Here is a 19,631-nt window from a genome sequence, read left to right as displayed (position 1 = left end):
GCCGCCCGGCGGCGCATGCGTCACCTCATTCGAACCTCATGAAAACTCTTCTGAATTCCTTGCTGGCAGTGGCCTGCGTGTCACTGCTCTCGGCCTGCGGCGCGCGCGGCGGGCCCGAGGCCGAACTGGTCGGCGTCTACGCCGTCGAACGCAACGGCGTGCTCAAGGAGGTCGTCAAGATCGAGCGCGACGGCGACCGCTACATCATGCGCGACAAGGTGCGCACACCCGAGTGGAGCGAACCGAAGATGCAGTTGCAGCCGGTGACGCGCGAGCGCTGGAGCCGCATCACCACCGACACGGAAAACACCTCCTTCGTCGGCATCTCGAGCGACCAGCTCGGCATCTTCAAGGTGCCGCCCGGTTGGCAGAAGAACGGCTTCAAGACGCAGACGGGCTACTTCCTGTTCTATTCGCAGGGGCCGGTGGAGGCGCACAAGCTCTGATCGGCCACCACCACCACGACGGCGCCCAGCGGGCACAGGACACTGGGTGCTTCCCGCAGCGAAATCAAGGAGGAGGCCGAAGGCCGGGGGACATTCGCGGAGGGAAGTACCCGGTGGCCTGTGCACGCGCCCTGAACAAGAGCGCTCAGTTACGGCGCAACGATCGCGCCTTCGATGCGATGGCGTTTCAACGCATCGGCCACAAAGCCAGAAGCCTTCATCTCCTCGACAAAGGAAGAGAGCAGCGCCTGCGCCTCGGCCCCCCGGCTGGCAGGCGTGCCCATCGCCTGCTGGATCACCATGAAGCGCCCTGGCAGCACACGCACACCCGGTGCCCGGGCCGCTTCGCCTTCGAGCAGTTGGCGGATGCCCGCCGCCACCTCGACCTCGCCTGCGCGCAATGCCGCGAGCGCAGGGCCAGCGCCCTGAAGACGCACGATCTCGGCCGCCTTGATCTCGCGCGTGAGGAACAGGTCGTAGGCACTCCCAGAGCCGACCGAGATGCGGTGGCCTGCAGCATCGACCTGCGCGTTGTCGGTCAGCGCAGAGGATTCGGGCACGAGGTAGCTGCCTTCGATCAGCACATACGGCGCCGTGAAGCGCAGCCCTTCGCTGCGCGCCGGATCGACCGCGAAGAAACCGATGTCGGCCTTCTCGTTCTTCACCGCGTCCACCGAGGCCGCGGCCTTCTCGAACACCACCAGCTCGATGCCTACGCCAAGCCGCCGCGCGAACTCGCGGGCCAGGTCGATCGAGACGCCGACCGGCTCGCCCGTGGTGGCGTCCTTGTTGGCCAGGATCGGGTTGCCGAGGTTGATCGAGGCGCGCAGCGTGCCGCTGGGCGCGAAGGCGGTCACGAGGGCGGAAGAGGGCGAAGTGGTCATGGCGTCCGTTCGTCGGGAAGGCGGAAGGAGGGGATGAAGGCCGCCAGTTTACGGGCCGTGGGGCGCCGGCTCAGCGTGCCGACAGGGGCTCCAGCCCCGTCTTCGCGATCGTCGGCGCCGCGGCTGGGGCGTTGAGGTAACGGATCAGCTGGCGCGCCGCCTCGGGCTGCTTCGAGGCCGTGGCCACGCCGGCCGAGAACACCGTCACGCGCTGCACCTCGGCGGGCAGCGGGCCGATGTAGTCGATGCCCTCGATGGGCAGCAGCTCGCTCACCTGCTGCAGGCCGAGGGCCGCGTCGCCGCGCGCCACCACCGTGCCCACGCGCTCGCTCAGGATGCGCTTGCTCTTGGGCTTCACCTGGTCTTCGATGCCCAGCGTCTTGAGCAGCTCGGTCTCGTAGTACGTGCCGCTCGCGCTCGCCGAGTAGGCGATCGACGGCGCCGCGAGCAGCGTGCGCTTGAGCGCATCGACCGTGCCGATGTCCGGCTTGGGCGCGCCCTTGCGCACCGCGAAGCCGATCGACGAACGCACCAGGTCGACCTGGCTGCCCGCCACCACCTTGCCCTGCGCCACCAGCGCATCGAGCGCGGGGCGCGCCAGGATCACGACGTCGGCGGGCTCGTTGCGGCCGAGGCGGCTGGGAATCGAGTCGCTGGCGTTGCCCATCGACGCACCGTAGGCTGTCTTCACGCTGCGCCCGGTGCTGCGCTCGAAGCCGGGGCGCAGCTCGTTGTAGGCGGCGGTGAAGCCGCCGGAGGTCATGACGTGGATGTTGCCCGTGGCGGCAGGTGGGGTGCTGACGCAACCGGCGAGCGCGAAGGCGGCGGCCAGCGCCAGGGCGGCGCGGCGGGTCAGGGCGGAACGGGGGAAGGCGAAGGCTGTCACGGCGTGTGTCTCCTGAAGATCGTGCCGTGTCATCGTAGGGGCCGAGGCTGTCAATCGGCCTTCAGGAAATCCGGGGTTACTACTAGCGCGAGGGTTTGGGCGGGTCCGCGTCCTTGGTGGGCGCAGCCGCCGCCGGCAGGCGCCCCCGCTTCGCGAGCCCTTCGCGCAGCAGGAACTCGACCTGCGCGTTCGCGCTGCGCAACTCCTGGGCCGCCAGCCGCTCGACCTCGGCCCACAGGGCCGGATCGATGCGCAGCGGGTAGGACTTCTTACCGGGACTGGCCATCAGGGAACAACGACGTGGCGGCGGTGAACGGGAGCCTTGGATGCATCAGGTGTAGAGCGTGCCCGTGTTGACCACGGGCTGGGTTTCGCGGTCCGAGCACAGTACCACCAGCAGGTTCGACACCATCGAGGCCTTGCGTTCGTCATCCAGCACGACGAGGTTGCGCTCCGACAGCCCCTTGAGGGCGGCCTCGACCATGCCGACCGCGCCCGCCACGATCTGGTGCCGCGCGCTCACGATGGCCACGGCCTGCTGGCGCCGCAGCATCACCTGGGCGATCTCGGGCGCATAGGCCAGGTGCGTGAGCTTGGCATCGAGCACCTCGACGCCGGCGCTGGCGAAGCGCTGGTTCAGCTCGGCCTTGAGGGCGTCGGCCACCACGTCGAGCCCGGCGCGCAGCGTGACCTCGTCGCTTTGCAGGTCGTCGCCGCTGTCGTAGGCATAGAGCGTGGCCAGGTGGCGGATGGCGGCTTCGGACTGGATGGCGACGAACTTGTTGTAGTCGTCGATCTCGAACACGGCCTGCGCCGTGTCGTGCACGCGCCAGACCACGGCCGCGCCGATCTCCACCGGGTTGCCGCGCTTGTCGTTCACCTTGAGCGGCGGCGTGTTCAGGTTGCGCGCGCGCAGCGAGATCTTCTGGCCGGCCTGGAACGGGTTGGTCCAGCGCAGGCCCTCGGTGCGGTCGGTGCCCTGGTACTTGCCAAAGAGCGTGAGGATGATGCCCTCGTTGGGCTTGAGCATGTACAGGCCCGGCAGCAGCGAGACGCCGACGACGATCAGCAAGATGCTCAGGGGCAGCGGCATCATCCGCCGCACGAGAACCCAGGCGCCGACCGCAAGGATCAGCAGCGCCACGGCGACGATGCCGTATCCGTTGACGGACCGGTACGGCCGCTCCCTGCGGACCGGGCGAGGGATGGACGGGGTCTGCTCGTGCATGAAGGCCTCCTGTTGAAAGTGATATCACTTTAATATCTTTTTGGAGCTCGTCAAGGATTTCTTTCGGCTCGCCTTCGCCGGTTCGGCTGCCTCGCGCAGGCACTGCGCAAACTGCGCGACGAGGGGCGGGCTGGCGCGTGGCTTGCGCTGCAGGAGGCCGATCTCGCGATGGAACGTGGCCTCGCCGAGGGACAGCATGCGCACGCCCGGCGGCAGCGGCAGGTGGGCCTCGACCCACGGCACGAGCGCAACGCCCAGGCCCTTGGAGGCCAGGTGGATGAGTCCGGAGATTTCGTCGACCTCGATGGCGTCGCTGACCACGAGGCCTTCGCGCTGGAGGAATCTTTCGACCATGCGCCCGCCGAACGATGCGCGGTCGTAGCGCAGGAACGGCTGTTCCTGCAGCAGGGTGCGCCAGTTCCTGCCCGGCACGCTCGCGGGGGCAATGAGCACATAGGGCTCGCGCACCAGGGTCTGCCACGTCAGCTCGGGAAGAATGCCGAAAGGCGGCCGGATGATCACGGCCGCATCGATGCTGCCGGCGTCCAGGTCGTCCATCAGCCGCATCGACACGCCGGGCGAGATGTGCACGCGCAGCAGGGGGAAGCCGGCGCGCAGTTTCTCGAGCGCCCGCGCCACCAGTGTCGGCTGCGCGGACGCAATGGCGCCGATGCGCAGCAGCCCGGCGTTCGCGGCGTCGTCGGGCAGCTCGCCGAGCTTGGCGTAGAGGCCGCAGATTTCTTCCGCCCGTCCCAGCGTGGTCTCGCCCGCCGCATTCAAGGTGGCAGAGCGGCCTGTGCGATCGAAGAGCTGGAACCCCAGGGATTCCTCGAGCCGCTTGATCTGGCTGCTGACGGCCGATTGCGTGAGGCCGATGCGCTCTCCCGCCGCGGCGAATGTGCCGTGGCGACACACGGCGATGAAGGTTCGAAGCTCGGTGATCATTCGGGATTCATCGAAATGGGTGGTGCTCAGCGATGAAATATATCGTTTTCGGTTATGTGGCTTGCTGCTTAGAGTTTGCTCACCCTGAACTCCTTGATCGACGAACCCCATGAGCACCCCCACTGCACGCATCCCGTTCCACCTGGCCTTTCCCGTGCGCGACATCGCCGAGGCACGCGCCTTCTACGGCGAGTTGCTCGAATGTCCCGAAGGCCGCAGTTCGACCGAGTGGGTCGACTTCAACTTCCACGGCCACCAGATCGTGGCGCACCTGGCGCCCGACGAATGCGGCCACAAGACGCACAGCGCCGTGGACGGCCATGACGTGCCTGTGCGTCACTTCGGCGCCGTGCTGCCGATGGACCTGTGGCAGGCAATGGCCGACAAGCTCATCGCACGCCAGACGAAATTCGTGATCGAGCCCTACATCCGGTTCAAGGGCGAGCCCGGCGAACAGGCGACGATGTTCTTTCTCGACCCGTCGGGCAACGCCATCGAGCTGAAGTCCTTTGCGGACCTGGATTCGCTGTTCGCCGTCTGAAAGCGCCGACGTGAAAACAACCCACTGCCTTCTGGCGGCCGCAACGGCCGCGGCGCTCCTGCTGTGCGCCGGGCGTGCATCCGCCCAAACCGACGTGCTGAAGAAGATCAGGGAGTCCGGCGCCATCACCATGGGCGTGCGCGACGCCTCGGGCGCCATGTCCTTCACGCTGGGGCCCGGCAGCTACACGGGCTTTCACGTCGAGGTCTGCGAACGTGTCATTGCCGACATCGGGAAGGCGTTGCAGATCGGCAAGATCCACGTGAAGTACCAGCTCGTCACGCCGCAGAACCGCATGCCCCTCGTGCAGAACGGAACGGTCGACATCGAATGCGGTACCACGACCAACAATGCGGCGCGCCAGAAGGACGTCGCGTTCGCCCCGACGCTCTATGTCGAAGGGGTTCGCATCGCGGTCAAGGCGACATCCGGCGTTGCTTCGGCGGCTCAGCTCGCCGGCAAGGCGGTGGCCGTCACGACGGGGAGCACCTCCGTCCAGCTGCTGAGAAAACTCAAGCGCGACAACGCCCCTGAGATCGCGCAGGTGTACGCCAAGGACAACAGCGAAGGGTTCCTGCTGCTCGAATCGGGCCGCGCGGAGGGCTTCGTCGCCGACGGGCAGATCCTTGCCACCTTGATTTCCAGGAGCAAGGAGCCCGCGCAGTACAGGCTGCTCGACCAGGTGCTCAGCGTCGAGCCGATCGCGATCATGATTCCCAAGGGCGATGCCGCGTTCAAGAAGCTGGTCGATCAAAGCGTCCTGGCGTTGGCAAGGAGCGGGGAGGCCGCGCGGATCTACGACAAGTGGTTCATGCAACCCATTGCGCCGCACGGCGCGAAGGTGGGGCTGCCGGCCAGCGCCCTGACCAGGGCCGCCTGGGCCAACCCCAGCGACAAGCCGATGGAAGACTACGAGGTGCGATAGGGCGGCACCCGCAAGGCGACGAGGTCGAATCAGACGATCAGGTCGAAGCAGCAGCCCGCGTAGTACGGCTTGTCGCCGCCATCGACAAAGGGCACTTCGATCGGCTTGCCCTCGTTGCGCCACACGTCGCGCTTGCGGTAACCGGAGCGTGCCAGGTCGGCCAGCAGCTCGTCGTGGTGCTGGATGCGGTAGGCGCACACGGCCACGCCGATGCTGTTGAGCGTGTAGATCGTGCGCTCGGGGTGCACGGCCGTGGTGTTCATGACGATGCGCCGGGGCTTCACGGCGAGCGCGGAAAGAATGGCGTCCATGCGCATCGGCAGGTACTGCAGGCTGCCCGACACGTACAGCACGTCGCAGCCGCTCGCATCGCGGTAGTCGGTGGTGAAGCTCAGTTGCGCGGTCGCCTCGCGCTTGACGGCCATCGCGCGGCCGCTCTCGACCACGCCGGGCACGTCGCACACCGTCCAGCGCAGGGTGTCGGGGTAGCTCAGCACGCGCCGGAAGGCGTAGTACTTGATGCCGACGTGCCCGCCCAGGTCGAACACGCGCGTCAGGCCCGCATCGATGGAGCGGCCCAGCCAGAAGAGGCCGGGGTAGTCGTAGAAATAGATCTGCGGGCTGTAGAGCTCGCCCGCGTCGGCGTTGGCGTAGCCGACGGCCTTGGTGGGCGGCGCGCCGGCCTCGGCCGCCTCGAAGCTCTCGAACGACCCCATGAAGAGGTTCTCGTCCGTGTTGTTCAGGAACTTGCGCCGGTAGGCGCTCTCGCGGGGCGGGAAGGTCAGCAGGCTTGAAAGCATGTCTCTCTCCTGTGGCTTTCGCATTCTGAGCGCAACCGGCGCCTTTGGGGGCGATAGCCCAGTGCCGCGGGGGCGGTTACCCCGTGGGGGTTTACATGCCGCTCGCCAGTGCCGCCGCCGCCGCGCGGGTCTCCACCCCCAGCTTCTCGAAGATGTGCTCCAGGTGCTTGTTCACCGTGCGCGGGCTGGTGCCCAGGATCTCGCCGATGTCGCGGTTGGTCTTGCCCTTGGCGAGCCAGGACAGCACCTCGGTCTCGCGCGGCGTGAGGGCCGCATCGGCCAGGCGCGCGGCCGGGCCTTCGCGCTGGATGGCGAACAGCAGCATGGTCTCGCCGAGCGCCGCCGCGCCCAGGTTGCGCACCGACAGGCGCATGGCCGTGGCGGTGCCGATGGCGATCGACGCACCCGGCGCCAGCGCGGGCTCTACCGACGCGGGCAGGCGCCCCGGCGCCACCGGGTCTTCGAGTGCATGCAACCACAGCGCGGCCTGCGGCGAGCGCCAGGCGATGCGCCCGCGCGTGTCGACGAACACCACGCCCATGCCCGCCACGTCGACCGCGTCGCGCGCCATGCGCGTGATGCGGGCGTTGCGCGTGTGGGTGTGCAGCCGCGCCAGCACCTCCTGCGCGCGGATCGGCTTCACCACGTAGTCGACGCCGCCGCACTCGAAGCCCTCGACCACGTGCGCGGTTTCCGACAGGCCGGTCATGAACAGCACCGGAATGTGCGCCAGCGCCGCGTTGGCCTTGATGCGCCGGCAGGTCTCGAAGCCCGAGAGGCCGGGCATGAGGCCGTCGAGCAATATCGCGTCGGGCACCACCAGCTCGAGCCGCTGCAGCGCGGCCTCGCCGTCGGCCGCCACCAGCACGGTGTAGCCGCTGGCCTCGAGCGTGTCGCACAGCATGCCCAGGCTGCTGGGGGCGTCGTCCACCACCAGCACGACGGGGCGTTCGGATTCATGACCGGGCGAGGGGAGTGTCTGCATCTTCTGCCAGTGCGTTGCGGAGGTTGTCGAGTTCGAAGCGCGCGACCATGCCGCGCAGCCAGGTGCAGGTGGCCGCCGCCGCGGGCGAGGCCGCGGCCAGCCGGTCGAGCGCGGTGTGCAGGCCGCGCACATGGCCCATCTGCACCAGGCGCATGAGGTCGGCACGGTCGTCTTCGCCGAGCGCAAGCAGGGGCGGGCGCACCGGCGTCGCATCGGGGTCGGCGGGCGGCGGCAGGGCATCGCCGGTCGCCAGCCATTCGAGGCCCAGGTGCCGCTCCAGCGTGGCGATGAGTTCCGACTCGATCACCGGCTTGCCCACGAAGGCCTGGCAGCCCGCGGCGCGCAGCCGGTCGGTCTGGTTCTCGAACATGTTGGCCGAGACGATGATGATCGGCAGCTCGGCAAAGCCCGAGGCCCGCACCGAGCGCGCGGTCTGCCAGCCGTCCATGTCGTCCATCGTCAGGTCCAGCAGGATGGCCGAGGGCAGCTCTTCGCGCAGGCTGTCCAGGCACTCGGTGCCGCTGGCCGCCTCTCGCACCGTGAAGCCCAGCGGTGCGAGCATGCCGGCGAGCATCTGGCGCTGCACCGGCTGGTCGTCTACCACCAGCAGCGTGCGGCGCTCGCCCAGGTAGCCCGACACCGGTTCGCGTGAGCCCGCCTGCGGGCCGGGGTCAGCCACCTCACGCAGGTACACGCGCACGCTGAAGGTGCTGCCCGCCGAGGAGGTCGACGCCAGCTTGAGCTCGCCGCCCATGAGCGAGGTGAGCAGCCCGGTGATCGTCAAACCCAGCCCCGTGCCCGGCTCGCCGCGCCGGCGGCCCGCGGCGCCGCGCTCGAAGGGCAAAAAGATGCGCTGGCGGTCCTGCGGCGCCACGCCGATGCCGGTGTCGACCACGTCGAAGCGCAGCACCTCGCGCCGCGCGTCGACGTGCAGCGTGACGGTGCCGCTGTCGGTGAAGCGCACGGCGTTGGTCAGCAGGTTGATGAGAATCTGGCGCAGCCACTTCACGTCGGCATGCACCCACGGCGGCAGCCGGCCCGCATGCGTGTAGACGAACGCCAGGCCCTTGGCCTCGGCCTGCGGCCGCACCATCTGCACCACCTGGTCGAGAAAGGCCGGCAGCGCCAGCGGCGAGGGCTCCAGTTGCAGCCGCCCGGCCTCGATGCGCGCCAGGTCGAGCAGCCCGTCGATGAGGCCCAGCATGTGCTCGCCGCTGCGGTGGATGGTCTGCACCGCTTCGCGCGGTGGCAGGGCCGCGTCGCCGCCCTTGAGCAGGATCTGCGAGTACCCCAGGATGCTGTTGAGCGGCGTGCGCAGCTCGTGCGTCATGCCGGCCACGTAGCGCGTCTTGGCCTGGTTCGCGGCTTCGGCGGCTTCCTTGGCGGTCTGCAGCGCGGCGTCGGTGCGGCGGTGCGCTTCGATCTCGAGCGCAAGCAGGTTGTTGTGGCGGTTCGATTCTTCCTGCGCCATCTGCCGGCTCTCGCTGCCCAGCACCACCCACCACGCGGCCACGGCGGCGATCACCGAGAGCAGCGCGAACACTTTGAGAAAGGCCGTCGCCATCGCCGAATCGATGGTGCCCGCGATGGCCTCCTGCGCGTAGACCACGCCGACCACGGTGGCGAGCAGCGCGATCAGCGAGGTGGCGACCAGCAGGTAATGCGCGACGCGGAAGTTCAGCCGCGCCGACAGCGCGGGCGGCAGCAGCGCCTGCAGCCAGCCGCTCATCTGCTCGGCGGCGCGCGAGTCGGTCTTGCAGCGGTCGTGGCAGCGTGACTCCAAGGTGCAGCACAGCGAGCAGATCGGTGCGCTGTAGGCCGGGCAATGCGCCATGTCTTCCGACTCGAAGCTGTTGTCGCACACCGAGCACTTCACGCTCTGGCCCGGCGTCCAGCGGTCGATGTCGGTGCGCGCCAGGTAGTAGCGCCCGCGCGTCTGCCACGCCAGCAGTGGCGACACGGCCATGGCCGTGGCGAGCGCGATGAAGGGCGAGAAGGCCCGCGCCCAATGGCCCAGCGCGCCGGAATAGGCCAGCATCGCCAGCGCCGCCGCCACCAGCATCGCGACCAGGCCCACGGGGTTGATGTCGTACAGGTGCGCGCGCTTGAACTCGATGGTCTTCGGGCTCCAGCCCAGCGGCTTGTTGATGACCAGGTCGGCCACCAGCGCGCCGACCCAGGCGATGGCGATGTTGCTGTAGAAGCCCAGCACGTGTTCCAGCGCGGCGAACACGCCCAGCGCCATCAGCAAGATTGCGATGGCCACGTTGAACACCAGCCACACCACGCGCCCCGGGTGGCTGTGCGTGAGGCGCGCGAAGAAGTTCGACCACGCGAGCGAGCCTGCGTAGGCGTTGGTCAGGTTGATCTTCATCTGCGAGACCACCACGAACAGCACCGTGATGCCCAGCACCGACGCCGGGTCGCGCAGCACGTACGAAAAGCCCGTGAGGTACATCTGCGTGGGCTCGATCGCGTGGTTGGCCGGTATCTCGTGCTGCAGCGCCAGGAAGGCGAGGAATGCGCCGCCCATCATCTTCAGCATGCCCGGCACGATCCAGCCCGGCCCCGCGACCAGCACCGCCGTCCACCAGCGCCCGCGGTTGGCGGCGGTCTTCTCGGGCAAAAAGCGCAGGTAGTCGACCTGCTCGCCGATCTGCACCACGAGCGAGAAGGCCACGGTGGCCGCCGCGCCGAACATCAGCGGATCGAAACCGCTGCTGTCCGAGGTGCGGCCTACGAGGCCGGTGAAGTCGGCATACAGCTCGGGCTTCTTCACCATCACCGCAATGAAGGGGCAGACGAACAGCACGATCCAGATCGGCTGCGTCCACAGCTGCAGCCCCGAGATGAGCGTGATGCCGCGCGCCACCAGCGGAATGATCACGATCGACGACACCAGGTACAGCAGCCACAGCGGCCAGTCGAGGTACATCTGCAGCGCCAGCGCGAGGATGGCCGCTTCGAGCGCGAAGAAGATGAAAGTGAAGCTCGCGTAGATCAGCGAGGTGAGCGTGGAGCCAAGGTAGCCGAAGCCGGCGCCGCGCGTGAGCAGGTCCATGTCGACGCCGTGGCGCGCCGCGTAGTACGAGATCGGCAGGCCCGTGAGGAAGGTGATGAGCCCCACCACCAGGATCGCCCACAGCGCGTTCGAAAAACCGTAGCTCAGCGCAATGGCCCCGCCGATGGCCTCCAGCGCCAGGAACGAGGTGGCGCCGAAGGCCGCGTTGGCCACGCGGAACTCCGACCACTTGCGAAAGCTGCGCGGCGTGTAGCGCAGCGCGTAGTCCTCCAGCGTTTCGTTCGCGACCCAGGCGTTGTAGTCGCGGCGGATGCGAAAGATCTTCTGTCCGGAGACGGATGTCATGGCGGGTTCTCGCGGCGGCGGCAACGGTGGCATGCGGCAGGTACAGCAAGAAGCGCTCCCTGCCGTCTCGTGCCTTGTCTGCTCGCGAGTCTGCGGCCCGGGCAGGGGCGCATCGCTACGTTGAATGACGTATTCGCGCAGAGGCAAGTGATTTCTAAAGTACCAGCCATGGTGCTCGCAGCACCGTCCGATGCACTGCGATGGTGCGCGGCTCACTCTTCTTTCAACCTGCCTGGAGTTCCTGATGTCGCGTGATTCCGATCCTTCTTCCCTCGATGCCATGGCACTGCGCCGCCGCCGTCTGCTGCAGGGCGCCGCCGCGCTGCCCGTGATGGGCCTGAGCGGCTTGAGCTTCGGCCAGGGTCAGTTCCCCACGGCCAAGGTCAACACCACCAAGCTCGCGGTGACCGACACCGAAGTCACGGTGGGCCAGCTGCATTCGTCCACCGGCACCATGGCCATCTCGGAGACCGGCTCCATCCAGGCCGAGCAACTGGCCATCGACCAGATCAACGCCATGGGCGGCATCCTGGGTCGCAAGATCAAGGTCATCAAGGAAGACGGCGCCTCCGACTGGCCCACCTTCGCCGAGAAGTCGAAGAAGCTCCTGGTCAACGACAAGGTCGCGGCCGTGTTCGGCTGCTGGACCAGCGCCTCGCGCAAGGCCGTGCTGCCGGTGTTCGAGAAAGAGAACGGCCTCTTGTACTACCCGACCTTCTACGAAGGCCTGGAGCAGAGCAAGAACGTGATCTACACGGGGCAGGAGGCCACGCAGCAGATCATCTGGGGCCTCGACTGGGGCGCGAAGGAGAAGAAGGCCAAGACCTTCTTCCTCGTCGGCTCCGACTACATCTGGCCGCGCACCTCGATGAAGATCGCGCGCAAGCACATCGAGAACTTCCAGAAGGGCTCGGTCAAGGGCGAGGAGTACTACCCGCTGGGCCACACCAACTTCAACTCGCTGATCAACAAGATCAAGGTGGCCAAGCCCGACTGCATCTTCGCGGCGGTGGTGGGCGGCTCGAACGTGGCGTTCTACAAGCAGCTCAAGGCCGCGGGCATCACCGGCGACAAGCAGTTCCTGCTGACGCTGGCCGTGACCGAGGACGAGATGACCGGCGTGGGCGGCGAGAACTTCGCGGGCTTCTACTCGTCGATGAAGTACTTCCAGACGCTGGACAACGAGAACAACAAGAAGTTCGTGGCCGCCTTCAAGGCCAAGTACGGCAAGGACGCGGTGATCGGCGACGTGACGCAGGCGGGCTATCTCGGCCCGTGGCTGTGGAAGGCGGCGGTGGAGAAGGCGGGCAGCTTCGACATCGACAAGGTGGTCGCGGCGTCGCCGGGCATCGAGCTGAAGACGGCGCCGGAAGGCTACGTGAAGCTCGACGCCAACCACCATCTGTGGAGCAAGGCGCGCATCGGGCAAGGGCAGCTGGATGGCAGCTTCAAGGTCGTTGCGGAATCGGGCGAACTGATCAAGCCCGATCCGTTCCCGAAGGGGTATCAGTAACTCCCCCGAAGCGGCTCACTTGGTGTAGCCGCCTCCCCCTCAAGGGGGCGACACCAGCGGCCCGGCAAAGCCGGTTCCGCGGTGTCTCACGACTTGTTCCCTGACCCTTACCGGATATTGCGCAATGAGCCTCTCGGACATGATGAACATCGGCCTGATGCAGGGCTTCGCGGGGCTGAGCCTCTTCGCGGTGCTGCTGCTCATGGGCCTCGGGCTCGCGATCATCTTCGGGCAGATGGGCGTGATCAACATGGCGCATGGCGAGTTCATGACCATCGGCGCCTACTCGATCTTCCTGGCCGCGCAGGTGACCGAGCGCATGGCGCCCTCGCTCATGCCGTACTACTTTCCGATCGCGATCGGGCTGGCCTTCGTGTTCGCCTTCATCGCGGGCTGGCTCGTGGAGTGGGCGCTGATCCGCCACCTGTACAAGCGGCCACTCGACACGCTGCTCGCCACCTGGGGCGTGAGCCTGGGCCTGCAGCAGATCTTCCGCACCTTCATCGGCCCGAAGGAAGTGAGCCCGACGCTGCCCGAGTGGCTCATGGGCTCGTGGACGCCGCACGAAGGGCTGGACATTCCGATCAACGGCCTGTTCGTGCTGGCGCTCACCGCGCTGGTCACGGGCGGCGTGCTCATCGCCTTGCACAAGAGCCGCTGGGGCCTGCGGGTGCGCGCCACCGTGGCCAACCGCACGATGGCCAACGCCACCGGCATCGACACCCAGAAGACCGACCGCCTCACCTTCGCCATCGGCTGCGGCATTGCCGGCGTGGCGGGCGCGGCCTTCACCACCATCGGCTCGACCGGGCCGACCTCGGGGTCGCTGTACATCGTCGACGCCTTCCTGGTCGTCACCTTCGGCGGCGCGGCCAGCTTGCTGGGCACCGTGGTCTCGGCCTTCGGCATTGCGCAGACCCAGTCGATCTCGGAGTTCTTCATGACCGGCTCGATGGCCAAGGTGCTGACGCTGTCGCTGATCGTGCTGATTCTCATGATGCGACCGCAGGGACTGTTCGCAGTCAAGGTCCGTCGCTGAACCCGAATCCTTCCCGGAGAACCTCTCGATGAATTTCCTCAAGGCCTCGATCCGGCGCTACCAGCTCGGCAGCCTCCTGCTGCTGGTGCTGCTGCTCGCGGTGGTGCTGCCGCTGTCGCTCGACATCTTCCGCCTCAACCTCGTGGGCAAGTACCTCACCTACGCTTTCGTGGCCGTGGGCCTCGTCATGGTGTGGGGCTACGGCGGCGTGCTGAGCCTGGGGCAGGGCGTGTTCTTCGGCATCGGCGGCTATGCGATGGCGATGTTCCTCAAGCTCGAAGCCTCCGACCCCATCACGACCAAGATCCAGTCGACGCCCGGCATCCCGGACTTCATGGACTGGAACCAGATCACCGAGCTGCCCGCGCTGTGGCTGCCGTTCAAGAGCCTGCCGCTGAGCCTGGCGCTGGTGGTGCTGGCGCCGATGGCGCTGGCCTGGCTCATCAGCTTCGCGATGTTCAAGCGCCGCGTGGGCGGCGTGTACTTCGCGATCATCACGCAGGCGGTGGCGCTCATCTGCACGGTGCTCATCATTGGCCAGCAGGGCTACACGGGCGGCGTGAACGGCATGACCGACCTGAAGACGCTGCTCGGCTGGGACACCCGCACCGACAGCGCCAAGTACATCCTCTACTACGTCTGCGTGGGCCTGCTGGTGGCCAGCATCGTGCTGTGCCGCTGGGTGCAGACGAGCAAGCTGGGCACGCTGCTGCTGGCCATGCGCGACAAGGAAGACCGCGTGCGCTTCTCGGGCTACGACGTGTCGAACTTCAAGGTCTTCACCTTCTGCCTGGCGGCCGGGCTCTCGGGCATCGGCGGCGCGATGTTCGCGCTGCAGGTGGGCTTCATGTCGCCGAGCTTCGTGGGCATCGTGCCCTCGATCGAGATGGTGATCTTCTGCGCCGTCGGCGGCCGCATGAGCCTGGTGGGCGCGGTGTACGGCGCGCTGCTGGTGAATGCGGGCAAGACGCTGTTCTCCGAGAGCTTTCCCGACCTGTGGCTGTTCCTGATGGCCGCGCTCTTCATCGGCGTGACCATGGCCTTCCCGATGGGCCTGGCGGGCCTGTGGGAAGACACGATCAAGCCGTGGTGGGCCTCGCGCCGCCAGGCCCTGCGCGACGCCGCGACGAAGCCGCCGCCCGCCGCCGTGTCGGCACCTTCACCCGTCGCCGCACCGCAGGCCGGGCCCGCGCTGCCCGAAGGCATCGGCCGCCAGCGCGCCTGACCGACACCGGAGCCCCACCCCATGAGCAACACCGACTTCGCACTCGCCGTGGAAGACCTCAGCGTCTCCTTCGACGGCTTCAAGGCCATCGACGACCTGACGCTGTACATCGACAAGAACGAGCTGCGCGTGATCATCGGCCCCAACGGCGCCGGCAAGACCACGCTGCTCGACCTGATCTGCGGCAAGACGCGCGCCAGCGCCGGCAGCATCAAGTTCAAGAACACCGAGCTCACGAAGATGGCCGAGCACAAGCGCGTGCGGCTGGGCATCGGGCGCAAGTTCCAGACGCCGTCGATCTACGAGAACCTCAGCGTGTTCCAGAACCTGGAGGTGTCGTTTCCGAAGGGGCGCTCGGTGTTCGGCGCGCTGGCCTTCCAGTGCGACGACGAGGTCAAGGGCAAGGTGCAGGCCATCGCCACGGAGATCGGCCTGGTCGACAAGCTCGGCACCGAAGCGGGCCTCCTGAGCCACGGCCAGAAGCAGTGGCTGGAGATCGGCATGCTGCTGATGCAGGAGCCCGAGCTGCTGATGCTCGACGAGCCCATTGCCGGCATGAGCGCGCGCGAACGCGAGCTCACGGCCGACCTGCTCCAGCGCATCTGCCGCAACCGCGCCGTGATCGTCATCGAGCACGACATGGCTTTCGTGAAGCAGATCGCGCACAAGGTCACTGTGATGCACCAGGGAAAGATCCTCGCCGAAGGGCCGATGGAGAAGGTGCAGGCCGACCCGAAGGTCATCGACGTCTATCTGGGGCACTGAACCATGAGCACCATCATGCTGAAGGTCGACGACCTGCACACCGCCTACGGCCAGAGCGAGGCGCTGCACGGCATCTCGTTCGTGGGCCATGCCAACGAAACCATCGCCATCATGGGTCGCAATGGCATGGGCAAGACCACGCTGTTCAAGAGCCTCATGGGCGTGCTGCCGATCAAGAGCGGGCGCATCGAAGTGGCGGGGCAGGACGTGTCGCGCGACGAGAGCTTTCGCCGCGTGGCCAAGGGCATCGCCTACGTGCCGCAGGGCCGCATGATCTTCCCGACGCTGACCGTGGAAGAGAACATCCAGACCGGCCTGGAGAACTCGAAGACCCGCCGCATCCCCGAGGAAATCTACGCGCTGTTCCCCGTGCTGTGGGACATGAAAAGCCGCAAGGGCGGCAACCTCTCCGGCGGCCAGCAACAGCAGCTCGCCATTGCGCGCGCCCTCGTCACCGACCCCAAGGTGCTGCTGCTCGACGAGCCCACCGAGGGCATCCAGCCTTCGATCATCAAGGACATCGCCAAGGCGCTCAACGAGATCCGCAAGCTGCGCGGCATCACCATCGTCGTGTCCGAGCAGGTGCTGAGTTTCGCGATGGACGTGGCCGACCGGCTGTTCGTCATCGAAGGCGGCCGGCTCGTGCACGAGACGGCGCGCGACAAGACCGATGTGGAACACATCAAAGCCTATCTCTCTGTCTAACCACAACCCCAGGAGCCACTGCACATGACGGACACGCTGATCAAGGTCGACCTGACCAAGCCGCCCACGGAGAACGAGAACATCCACAACCGCTGGCACCCGGACATTCCGATGGCCTGCTGGGTCAATCCGGGCGACGACTTCATCCTCGAGACTTTCGACTGGACCGGCGGCTTCATCAAGAACAACGACAGCGCCGATGACGTGCGCGACATCGACCTGAGCACGGTGCACTACCTCTCGGGCCCGGTGGGCGTGAAGGGCGCCGAGCCCGGCGACCTGCTGGTGGTCGACCTGCTGGACATCGGCGCCAAGCAGGACAGCCTGTGGGGCTTCAACGGCTTCTTCTCGAAGAAGAACGGCGGCGGCTTTTTGACCGACCACTTTCCCGAAGCGCAGAAATCGATCTGGGACTTCAAGGGCATGTTCACGAGCTCGCGCCACATTCCCGGCGTGAACTTCGCGGGCTTGATCCACCCCGGCCTGATCGGCTGCCTGCCCGACAAGCCGATGCTAGACATGTGGAACGAGCGCGAGAAGGCGCTCATCGCCACCGACCCGGACCGCGTGCCGGGCCTTGCGAACCCGCCGTTCGCCGGCACCGCCCACATGGGCAAGATGACCGGTGAGGCGAGGGCGAAGGCCGCTGCCGAGGGCGCGCGCACCGTGCCGCCACGCGAACACGGCGGCAACTGCGACATCAAGGACCTGTCGCGCGGCTCGAAGGTGTTCTTTCCCGTGTACGTCGACGGCGCGGGCCTGAGCGTGGGCGACCTGCACTTCAGCCAGGGCGACGGCGAGATCACCTTCTGCGGTGCCATCGAGATGGCCGGCTGGGTGCACATGAAGGTCACGCTCATCAAGGGCGGCATGGCCAAGTACGGCATCAAGAACCCGATCTTCAAGCCCAGCCCCATCACGCCGCAGTACAACGACTACCTGATCTTCGAAGGCATCTCGGTCGACGAGAGCGGCAAGCAGCACTACCTCGACGTGAACGTGGCCTACCGCCAGGCCTGCCTGAACGCCATCGAGTACCTGAAGAAGTTCGGCTACTCGGGCGCGCAGGCCTATTCGATCCTGGGCACCGCGCCCGTGCAGGGCCACATCAGCGGCGTGGTCGATGTGCCTAATTCGTGCGCCACGCTGTGGCTGCCCACGGGCATCTTCGACTTCGACATCAACCCGAACGCCTCGGGGCCTGTGAAGTTCATCGACGGCAGCGTGGACATGCCGCTGTCGCACGACCTGCGCTGAAGCCATGCCGACCTATGACTACGCCTGCGCGCAATGCGGCGGCTTCGAATCGCTGCGGCCTTCGGGCCAGCGCGACGAGCCCGCCGCCTGCCCCGATTGCGGCAGCGCCTCGCCGCGCGTGTTCACGGCCGCGCCGCGCCTGGCACTGATGGCCGCCGACACACGCCACGCGATGGCCACCAACGAACGCGCGCGCCACGAGCCCGCGAGCTCGCGCGACTACGCGCGGCTGCGGCATCCCTCGGGCTGCGGCTGCTGCTCGGGAGCGTCGCGGCGCAGTGCCACGCAGACCGCGCCGAACGGGGCGAAATCGGCCCCGTCGCGGCGGCCCTGGATGATTTCGCACTGAGGGTTCGGCGCGCATTCCTTGCATGCGCGCAGCGCATGCAAGGAATGCCGGCAGCGAGAACTTTCTCGTGCATGCCCTCTGGAGGAGAGGGTTCCGGCCGCCGCATCGCATGCGCGGGCGGCGCGCGATTGTTTCAATCCCGTGAACGCCGCGATTCCTTTTGCTGCCGTTTTTTGGGGCGCTTCAGGCTCAAACTTCATCCCATCGACACACCACCTGAAGGAGATTGAAATGAATGCCTCGAAGACCCTCGCCGCCGTTGCGCTCTCGCTCCTGGCTGTTGCCGGTGCCCACGCCGAAACCTATGACGGCGTGCACACCGTGAACTCGACCCTCTCGCGTTCGGAAGTCGCGTCGCAAGCCGTGGCCGCCGCCCGTGCCGGCAACGAGTACAGCGACGGCGCCACCGCCGGCGCACAGACCTTCACCTCGACCGCCGACCGCTCGACGATCCGCGCTGAAGCCGTCGCCAAGGCCCACGACCCGCTCGCCAGCCTCGACCGCCGCGCGTTCTACCGCGACGAAGTGCCGGCTGCTTACAAGAAGCCCAGCGTGTCGTTCACGCGCCAGGCTGGCCTGTAATTGGTTGACTGCGGCTCCTTCGGGGGCTGACAAAGAAGAACGGGCCCTCGGGCCCGTTTTTTCATGCCCGCATCTTTGCCACGAGGTCCGCGACGTGCTCGCCCAGCGCGAGCGATGCCGTCAGCCCCGGCGATTCGATGCCGAACAGGTTGACCAGCCCCGCGATGCCGTGTGCGTGCGGCGTCTGTATCACGAAATCCGTCGCCGTGTTGTGCATCGACGAACCCGGGCCCGCCAATCGCGGGCGGATGCCGGTATAGCCCGGCTGCAACTCACCGTCCTCCAAGGCGGGGTAATAGCGGCGCACCGACTGGTAGAAGGCCGCTTCGCGCGAGGCGTCGAAGCTGTAGTCGATGCCGTCGCGCCAGCTCAGGTCCGGCCCGAACTTGCATTGCCCACCGAGGTCGAGCGTCACGTGGGCGCGCAAGGCGCCTTCACGCCCGGTCGGGTACACGAGATGGCGGAAGGGCGATTTGCGCGCCAGCGAGAAGTAGTGGCCGATCGCGTAGTACAGCGGTGGCATCAGGCCGGCCGGCATGCCGTCGATCCGCGATGCCACCTGCTGCGCACCCAACCCCGCCGCGTTCACCACCGTGTTGCACAGCACGCTCGTTGCTTCCGCGCCGCCCACCTCGACCACCAGGCCGTCTGGCGTGGGCCGCGCGGCCAGCACACGGCTCTGCAAAGCAAGCGAGGCACCCGCACGTTCCGCGTCGCCCAGGTACGACAGCATCAGCGCGTGGCTGTCGACGATGCCCGTCGAGGGCGAGTGCAGGGCGCCGACGCAGGCCACCTCGGGCTCCATGTCGCGTGCCTCGGCGGCGTCGAGGATGCGCAGGTCGGTCACGCCGTGGGCCGCGCCGAGCGCGACGTATTTGTCGAGCTCGGGCAGCTCCGAGTCCTGCACCGCCACGATCAGCTTGCCGATGCGCTGGTGGCCGATGCCGCGTTCGGCGCAGTAGGCGTACAGCGCGGCCTTGCCCGCCACGCACAGCCGGCCCTTGAGCGAGCCGGGCGCATACGAGATGCCCGCATGGATCACCTCCGAATTGCGCGCGCTGGTATGCGTGCCGATGGCGTGCTCGGCCTCGAGGATCACCACCTCGCGCCCGGCCATGGCGAGCGATCGCGCGATGGACAGACCCACCACGCCGGCGCCGATCACGACGCAGTCGATCCGGTCCATGCG

The 19,631-nt window shown here is 67.3% G+C and carries 20 protein-coding genes; 11 read left to right on the top strand and 9 right to left on the bottom strand.

Annotated elements, in window-relative coordinates; all coding sequences use genetic code 11:
- Positions 1-38: 38 nt before the first annotated feature.
- Positions 39-446, top strand: a complete 408-nt coding sequence (locus ACAM52_RS13645; protein ID WP_369647310.1) for a hypothetical protein — start codon at positions 39-41, stop codon at positions 444-446.
- Positions 447-595: 149 nt separating this feature from the next.
- On the opposite strand, the gene ACAM52_RS13640 is transcribed toward ACAM52_RS13645, so the two are convergent.
- From ACAM52_RS13640 to ACAM52_RS13620, 5 genes are all read right to left on the bottom strand, one after another.
- The gene (locus ACAM52_RS13640; RefSeq protein WP_369647309.1) at positions 596-1,330 is read right to left on the bottom strand and encodes a transporter substrate-binding domain-containing protein; all 735 of its coding nucleotides are present in this window, start codon (positions 1,328-1,330) and stop codon (positions 596-598) included.
- Positions 1,331-1,400: 70 nt separating this feature from the next.
- On the bottom strand, positions 1,401-2,216 hold the full coding sequence (locus tag ACAM52_RS13635; protein ID WP_369647308.1) for a substrate-binding domain-containing protein: 816 nt from the start codon (positions 2,214-2,216) through the stop codon (positions 1,401-1,403).
- An 82-nt stretch (positions 2,217-2,298) separates the two neighbouring features.
- Positions 2,299-2,502 carry a hypothetical protein gene (locus ACAM52_RS13630; protein WP_369647307.1) on the bottom strand — a complete coding sequence of 68 codons (204 nt, stop codon included), beginning with the start codon at positions 2,500-2,502 and terminating at the stop codon, positions 2,299-2,301.
- Between the two features lie 45 nt (positions 2,503-2,547).
- A complete protein-coding gene (locus tag ACAM52_RS13625; RefSeq protein ID WP_062474619.1) occupies positions 2,548-3,444 on the bottom strand; it encodes an SPFH domain-containing protein in 897 nt (298 codons plus the stop codon).
- A gap of 24 nt (positions 3,445-3,468) precedes the next feature.
- A complete protein-coding gene (locus ACAM52_RS13620; protein ID WP_369647306.1) occupies positions 3,469-4,389 on the bottom strand; it encodes a LysR family transcriptional regulator in 921 nt (306 codons plus the stop codon).
- A gap of 109 nt (positions 4,390-4,498) precedes the next feature.
- Here ACAM52_RS13620 and ACAM52_RS13615 point away from each other — a divergent pair, with 109 nt between their 5' ends.
- Entirely contained in the window at positions 4,499-4,930 is a 432-nt protein-coding gene (locus ACAM52_RS13615) for a VOC family protein (RefSeq protein WP_062474623.1), read from the top strand.
- Between the two features lie 10 nt (positions 4,931-4,940).
- Entirely contained in the window at positions 4,941-5,855 is a 915-nt protein-coding gene (locus tag ACAM52_RS13610; RefSeq protein ID WP_369647305.1) for an amino acid ABC transporter substrate-binding protein, read from the top strand.
- 29 nt (positions 5,856-5,884) lie between these two features.
- On the opposite strand, the gene ACAM52_RS13605 is transcribed toward ACAM52_RS13610, so the two are convergent.
- From ACAM52_RS13605 to ACAM52_RS13595, 3 genes are all read right to left on the bottom strand, one after another.
- Entirely contained in the window at positions 5,885-6,655 is a 771-nt protein-coding gene (locus tag ACAM52_RS13605) for a TIGR04325 family methyltransferase (protein WP_369647304.1), read from the bottom strand.
- Positions 6,656-6,746: 91 nt separating this feature from the next.
- Positions 6,747-7,640, bottom strand: a complete 894-nt coding sequence (locus ACAM52_RS13600; protein WP_139701704.1) for a response regulator transcription factor — start codon at positions 7,638-7,640, stop codon at positions 6,747-6,749.
- Positions 7,612-11,007, bottom strand: a complete 3,396-nt coding sequence (locus ACAM52_RS13595; protein WP_369647303.1) for an ATP-binding protein — start codon at positions 11,005-11,007, stop codon at positions 7,612-7,614. Before ACAM52_RS13595 ends, ACAM52_RS13600 begins: the two co-directional genes overlap by 29 nt.
- Positions 11,008-11,251: 244 nt before the next feature.
- Between ACAM52_RS13595 and urtA the strand changes: the two genes are divergently transcribed.
- The 8 genes from urtA (at position 11,252) to ACAM52_RS13555 (ending at position 18,442) form a co-directional block, all read left to right on the top strand.
- Positions 11,252-12,520 (top strand): urea ABC transporter substrate-binding protein, encoded by a 1,269-nt coding sequence (urtA, locus tag ACAM52_RS13590; protein WP_062478305.1) that lies wholly within the window; start codon positions 11,252-11,254, stop codon positions 12,518-12,520.
- 124 nt (positions 12,521-12,644) lie between these two features.
- Entirely contained in the window at positions 12,645-13,559 is a 915-nt protein-coding gene (urtB, locus tag ACAM52_RS13585; RefSeq protein ID WP_369647302.1) for an urea ABC transporter permease subunit UrtB, read from the top strand.
- A 28-nt stretch (positions 13,560-13,587) separates the two neighbouring features.
- Positions 13,588-14,784: an urea ABC transporter permease subunit UrtC gene (gene urtC, locus ACAM52_RS13580; RefSeq protein WP_369647301.1), complete on the top strand. Its 1,197-nt coding sequence runs from the start codon at positions 13,588-13,590 to the stop codon at positions 14,782-14,784.
- Positions 14,785-14,805: 21 nt separating this feature from the next.
- Positions 14,806-15,549: an urea ABC transporter ATP-binding protein UrtD gene (gene urtD, locus ACAM52_RS13575; protein ID WP_369647300.1), complete on the top strand. Its 744-nt coding sequence runs from the start codon at positions 14,806-14,808 to the stop codon at positions 15,547-15,549.
- 15 nt (positions 15,550-15,564) lie between these two features.
- Positions 15,565-16,254 (top strand): urea ABC transporter ATP-binding subunit UrtE, encoded by a 690-nt coding sequence (gene urtE, locus ACAM52_RS13570; RefSeq protein ID WP_062478384.1) that lies wholly within the window; start codon positions 15,565-15,567, stop codon positions 16,252-16,254.
- 24 nt (positions 16,255-16,278) lie between these two features.
- On the top strand, positions 16,279-17,511 hold the full coding sequence (gene fmdA / locus ACAM52_RS13565) for a formamidase (protein WP_369647299.1): 1,233 nt from the start codon (positions 16,279-16,281) through the stop codon (positions 17,509-17,511).
- 4 nt (positions 17,512-17,515) lie between these two features.
- On the top strand, positions 17,516-17,860 hold the full coding sequence (locus tag ACAM52_RS13560) for a zinc ribbon domain-containing protein (protein WP_369647298.1): 345 nt from the start codon (positions 17,516-17,518) through the stop codon (positions 17,858-17,860).
- A 231-nt stretch (positions 17,861-18,091) separates the two neighbouring features.
- Entirely contained in the window at positions 18,092-18,442 is a 351-nt protein-coding gene (locus ACAM52_RS13555; protein WP_056582144.1) for a hypothetical protein, read from the top strand.
- A 61-nt stretch (positions 18,443-18,503) separates the two neighbouring features.
- Here the strand turns inward: ACAM52_RS13555 and ACAM52_RS13550 are convergent, their stop codons facing one another.
- On the bottom strand, positions 18,504-19,628 hold the full coding sequence (locus ACAM52_RS13550; protein ID WP_369647297.1) for an NAD(P)/FAD-dependent oxidoreductase: 1,125 nt from the start codon (positions 19,626-19,628) through the stop codon (positions 18,504-18,506).
- Positions 19,629-19,631 lie beyond the last annotated feature (3 nt).

This window comes from Variovorax sp. V118 (assembly GCF_041154445.1).
Taxonomy (GTDB): Bacteria; Pseudomonadota; Gammaproteobacteria; order Burkholderiales; family Burkholderiaceae_C; genus Variovorax; species Variovorax boronicumulans.
Note: the sequence above shows the minus strand (reverse complement) of the source record. Positions and strands in the feature narration are given on the sequence as shown.

Excerpts from the sequence above, each read along its gene's own strand:
- urtC (WP_369647301.1), top strand. The coding sequence starts at position 13,588 with ATGAATTTCCTCAAGGCCTCGATCCGGCGCTACCAGCTCGGCAGCCTC.
- urtE (WP_062478384.1), top strand. The coding sequence starts at position 15,565 with ATGCTGAAGGTCGACGACCTGCACACCGCCTACGGCCAGAGCGAGGCG.
- fmdA (WP_369647299.1), top strand. The coding sequence starts at position 16,279 with ATGACGGACACGCTGATCAAGGTCGACCTGACCAAGCCGCCCACGGAG.
- urtB (WP_369647302.1), top strand. The coding sequence starts at position 12,645 with ATGAGCCTCTCGGACATGATGAACATCGGCCTGATGCAGGGCTTCGCG.
- ACAM52_RS13595 (WP_369647303.1), bottom strand. The coding sequence starts at position 11,007 with ATGACATCCGTCTCCGGACAGAAGATCTTTCGCATCCGCCGCGACTAC.
- ACAM52_RS13645 (WP_369647310.1), top strand. The coding sequence starts at position 39 with ATGAAAACTCTTCTGAATTCCTTGCTGGCAGTGGCCTGCGTGTCACTG.
- ACAM52_RS13625 (WP_062474619.1), bottom strand. The coding sequence starts at position 3,444 with ATGCACGAGCAGACCCCGTCCATCCCTCGCCCGGTCCGCAGGGAGCGG.
- ACAM52_RS13550 (WP_369647297.1), bottom strand. The coding sequence starts at position 19,628 with ATGGACCGGATCGACTGCGTCGTGATCGGCGCCGGCGTGGTGGGTCTG.
- ACAM52_RS13600 (WP_139701704.1), bottom strand. The coding sequence starts at position 7,640 with ATGCAGACACTCCCCTCGCCCGGTCATGAATCCGAACGCCCCGTCGTG.
- urtA (WP_062478305.1), top strand. The coding sequence starts at position 11,252 with ATGTCGCGTGATTCCGATCCTTCTTCCCTCGATGCCATGGCACTGCGC.
- ACAM52_RS13640 (WP_369647309.1), bottom strand. The coding sequence starts at position 1,330 with ATGACCACTTCGCCCTCTTCCGCCCTCGTGACCGCCTTCGCGCCCAGC.
- ACAM52_RS13555 (WP_056582144.1), top strand. The coding sequence starts at position 18,092 with ATGAATGCCTCGAAGACCCTCGCCGCCGTTGCGCTCTCGCTCCTGGCT.
- ACAM52_RS13605 (WP_369647304.1), bottom strand. The coding sequence starts at position 6,655 with ATGCTTTCAAGCCTGCTGACCTTCCCGCCCCGCGAGAGCGCCTACCGG.
- ACAM52_RS13620 (WP_369647306.1), bottom strand. The coding sequence starts at position 4,389 with ATGATCACCGAGCTTCGAACCTTCATCGCCGTGTGTCGCCACGGCACA.
- ACAM52_RS13615 (WP_062474623.1), top strand. The coding sequence starts at position 4,499 with ATGAGCACCCCCACTGCACGCATCCCGTTCCACCTGGCCTTTCCCGTG.
- ACAM52_RS13560 (WP_369647298.1), top strand. The coding sequence starts at position 17,516 with ATGCCGACCTATGACTACGCCTGCGCGCAATGCGGCGGCTTCGAATCG.
- urtD (WP_369647300.1), top strand. The coding sequence starts at position 14,806 with ATGAGCAACACCGACTTCGCACTCGCCGTGGAAGACCTCAGCGTCTCC.
- ACAM52_RS13630 (WP_369647307.1), bottom strand. The coding sequence starts at position 2,502 with ATGGCCAGTCCCGGTAAGAAGTCCTACCCGCTGCGCATCGATCCGGCC.